Genomic DNA, 2,876 nt, shown 5'->3' on the forward strand with positions numbered 1-2,876 from the left:
AGTGAAGGTAAAGAATGTTGAAGGGTGCAATCTAAATTTTCAGATAAAGTCATAAAAAAATGAGCGTATTTACATACACTCATTTTTACTACATTTTACTAATATTTGCTTAACTGACTGGCATTACGGCATCCTGCCGGGGTTTTTCGTATTGGTTAGCTCGGTATAACTCCTGTCGTACCTTACAATCCTTGTGCTTATCTATTGTCATTGTTATATGGAACTTCCTGTTCCTGATGTAAGTATCATAGGAAAATTCCACTATTCGGGATAGCCGTAAAGAACCGGAATCGATGTAAGTCAATGCGTACAAGTCTGACTGAAAATTATCCGTATTTTTCTGTAGAAGTGAGAATTTATTCTGAATCATGCGCTTCGATAAATTAGCCGATTATGGTTATTTTGCTTGTTTTTAAGACAATTTTTTTATTTTGATGCAGTTAGAATACGTTGATTGATGAGGGGGTAAAAAATGAAATCTATTGCAGTCTTTTGTGGTTCAGCTATGGGGAATAGCGAAAATTTTAAAGAGCAGGCCCAAGCTTTGGGTGAGTCTATTGCGAAACGGGGAATCACGCTGGTTTATGGTGGCGGCCGAGCTGGACTGATGGGTGTTGTGGCTGATAGTGCATTACATGCTGGTGGAACAGTCATTGGAGTAATTCCACAAAATCTGGTCGATGCAGAATTGGCCCATCCGCTGTTAACAGAGCTGCATGTGGTGAAAAATATGCATGAACGTAAGACAAAAATGTCTGATCTGGCGGATGCATTTATTGCTTTGCCGGGCGGGGTGGGGACTTTAGAAGAAATTTTTGAGCAGTTGACCTGGGGGCAATTGGGTCTTCATCAGAAACCTTGTGCATTTTTAAATATCCATGGATTTTATGATGAATTGCTGAATTTCTTGAAGAAAACGACTGAGGCTGGATTTACCCAGTCACGTTTTACCGATGCCTTGATTTCCTCAAGTTCAATTGAGGAAGTTTTGGATGCTTTGGAGCATTATCATGCGCCTGAACCGAAATGGAATAAAAGCGTAAAGGTAGTAGAATCGGTATGAGTAATAAAGTGATTACGATTGCTGCGGCTATCATTCTGAATGAACAGAATCAGATTTTGTTGGTTCGTAAAAAACATACCGATTTCTTTATGCATGTGGGTGGAAAGCTGGAACCCAATGAACTGCCTGAAGCGGCACTCTCTAGAGAAGTTCTGGAAGAAACAGGCTGTGAGATGGAAATACTGTCTTATATTGGTAAATATGAAACCGTGGCTGCGAACGAATTGAATCATTCGCTGGTCAGTTATTTGTATCAGGTTAAATTAAAAAGTCAGCCTCAGGTTCAGGCTGAACTTGCGGAAATGCAATGGGTTGATCTTAATCATCCAGACCTGCCTTTAGCCCCTTTAACTCGGGATATTTCAATTCCGTGGTGTAAGCAGTTATTGGGAATCTAATAGGATCTCAAAAAAATTTAATCTATAGATATGAAATTTAACCAGATTGTCATATTAGAGCGTTAATATTGATGTTTACAAAAGCCCATTTCCCCTCAAATGGGCTTTTTTTATGATTTTTTATCATTAACTACTTTGATGAATTAGATGCTTAAACCTGTATGAAGTGCAATCCTTTTAGCAGGAGTTCCCTAAAAAGATAAATCGAACCAGAGTTCTAGAGATTCAAGATTTAAAGAAAATTTTCTTAATTTGAGAAAAAAGCAGGATTAGTCAGAATATTTAGTCATTGAGAACGACAATAAAAAAAGCCCCAATCTTTCGATCAGGGCTTTTTGAATCTGGAGCGGGAAACGAGACTCGAACTCGCGACCCCAACCTTGGCAAGAGTCACCGACATAAAATACACTAAATTACATAATTGGTATGTTAATAAACTCTATATATAACAGTTATATAGAGTTTTAATTTTGTGTGACGTAATTTAAGGTGGGGTAGGGTACTTTGATTTTTGGTCACTAATTTATTGTGATAATCAACAATAATAACCAACATTCATATGCTTAATCTAAGAGTGTTTTACTGACTGGTATAATTTTATGATGAGAGGGGTGTTGCCTGAGGCTACGGTTTCTGTTTGGCCTTTTGGCGTAAGACGTACAAATATAAGCTTTCTACTTTTTCACGTGTCCATGGTGTGGTACGCAAGAATCGTAATGATGATTTAACACTTGGGTCTATGCAAAAACTGAACCGTACCGGGTTTGTCGGAGACTTTTTTATTTAAGTTAGGCCACCTGACCTAACGGGTTAATCTTATAATCGTACATTGCTTCAAGCTCAAAAGACGATACATAACTCAGCGCATCAAGCACCATATCTGTATTCTTACGTGTTGATACTTTCCAGCCAACAATTGCACATGAAAAAACATCAATAATAAATGTGGTTTAGACCCAATCTGAATGAGTTTTAATATATGTGAAGTCAGCGACCTGAGATACCGTCTTGGTAGTCAATCAGGTTTTGAGATTATTCGGCTAATAAATAATCTCTTTGATAGGCAGTCTGATGTTTTAAAACGCTATAACACAGATCTCTGTACACGACAAATTTCATAGGATCCTTGTCCTATCAGGCTTTTTCTTTCTTAAAATTGCTAGCACTTTCTTAAATTCTTCTTTTTTTCCAAAACCAATCAAACGTAGAATAGCCATTTGAACATAGTCCAAACCGTAGCGAGGCTCTAGACTAGCAAAATGATTATGTTAGTCTAGAATCATAATAAAAAACAGTAAATTAAGTCACTACAAGATTAAAAAAATTATTCAATGCTTTTGTGTTGATATTCCTGCTTCCAAAACAGCCTTATTACTCAATTTAAATCGTAATACGATTAACTATTGGTACATGCT

2 protein-coding genes and 4 pseudogenes are annotated in these 2,876 nt (G+C 37.1%); 3 read left to right on the plus strand and 3 right to left on the minus strand.

Going from position 1 to position 2,876, the window contains the following annotated elements; translation table 11 throughout:
• Positions 1 to 472 precede the first annotated feature (472 nt).
• Together FTU01_RS15340 and FTU01_RS15345 are read left to right on the plus strand one after the other, a co-directional pair.
• Positions 473 to 1,063 (plus strand): TIGR00730 family Rossman fold protein, encoded by a 591-nt coding sequence (locus tag FTU01_RS15340; protein WP_180139992.1) that lies wholly within the window; start codon positions 473 to 475, stop codon positions 1,061 to 1,063.
• Positions 1,060 to 1,461 carry an NUDIX domain-containing protein gene (locus FTU01_RS15345; protein WP_180139996.1) on the plus strand — a complete coding sequence of 134 codons (402 nt, stop codon included), beginning with the start codon at positions 1,060 to 1,062 and terminating at the stop codon, positions 1,459 to 1,461. Before FTU01_RS15340 ends, FTU01_RS15345 begins: the two co-directional genes overlap by 4 nt.
• Before the next feature lie 624 nt (positions 1,462 to 2,085).
• On the opposite strand, the pseudogene FTU01_RS15350 reads toward FTU01_RS15345, so the two are convergent.
• From FTU01_RS15350 to FTU01_RS15360, 3 pseudogenes are all read right to left on the minus strand, one after another.
• Positions 2,086 to 2,208 (minus strand): annotated as a pseudogene (locus tag FTU01_RS15350) (VF530 family DNA-binding protein); the annotation flags it as partial.
• 113 nt (positions 2,209 to 2,321) lie between these two features.
• Positions 2,322 to 2,456 (minus strand): annotated as a pseudogene (locus FTU01_RS15355) (IS3 family transposase); the annotation flags it as partial.
• A 120-nt stretch (positions 2,457 to 2,576) separates the two neighbouring features.
• Positions 2,577 to 2,702, minus strand: a pseudogene (locus FTU01_RS15360) (IS4 family transposase); the annotation flags it as partial.
• A 40-nt stretch (positions 2,703 to 2,742) separates the two neighbouring features.
• Here FTU01_RS15360 and FTU01_RS15365 point away from each other — a divergent pair.
• A pseudogene (locus FTU01_RS15365) lies at positions 2,743 to 2,876 on the plus strand (IS1595 family transposase); the annotation flags it as partial.

It is taken from the genome of Acinetobacter sp. YH12043, assembly GCF_013419915.1.
Classification (GTDB): Bacteria; Pseudomonadota; Gammaproteobacteria; order Pseudomonadales; family Moraxellaceae; genus Acinetobacter.

Coding starts and splice junctions, on each gene's coding strand:
- FTU01_RS15340 (WP_180139992.1), top strand. CDS start 473: ATGAAATCTATTGCAGTCTTTTGTGGTTCAGCTATGGGGAATAGCGAA.
- FTU01_RS15345 (WP_180139996.1), top strand. CDS start 1,060: ATGAGTAATAAAGTGATTACGATTGCTGCGGCTATCATTCTGAATGAA.